This window comes from Cupriavidus sp. SIMBA_020, assembly GCF_046535395.1.
Taxonomy (GTDB): domain Bacteria; phylum Pseudomonadota; class Gammaproteobacteria; order Burkholderiales; family Burkholderiaceae; genus Cupriavidus; species Cupriavidus campinensis.
In genome coordinates, this window is the sequence record NZ_JAWRWU010000162.1 from 1 (window position 1) to 360 (window position 360).

At 59.7% G+C, this 360-nt stretch carries 1 protein-coding gene; it reads left to right on the forward strand.

Annotated features, from left to right (window positions below; translation table 11 throughout):
* Nucleotides 1-128 precede the first annotated feature (128 nt).
* On the forward strand, nt 129-360 hold a 232-nt coding region (locus SB751_RS28630), incomplete at its 3' end, for a DeoR family transcriptional regulator (RefSeq protein ID WP_410748868.1).

Genomic DNA, 360 nt, shown 5'->3' on the forward strand with positions numbered 1-360 from the left:
GCCAAAAAAATACAACACAATCCGGCTAAAGTAGTACGCTTGACATCGCCCGGACACACATTCGTGTCCACGATGTCGTCCTTAGAAACAAAGTCGTGTAACGCGCGTTCGCATCCAGGGAAAAACGCATGTGGCAGGAAGACCGTCATCAGAGAATTCGAGCGTTGTTGTCGACGCTTCAACGCGTGTCGACCGAACGGATCATGGCGGACCTTGGCGTGTCACGCGAAACCGTGCGGCGCGATCTGCTCGATCTCGAAGCGCTCGGCGAACTGCGGCGCCTCACGCAACCCGTGTCGCCCGTGCTCGAAATGACCCAGCTGTGCGACCGCGTGCTGCGCGCCGGCGGCCCTGCGCTGC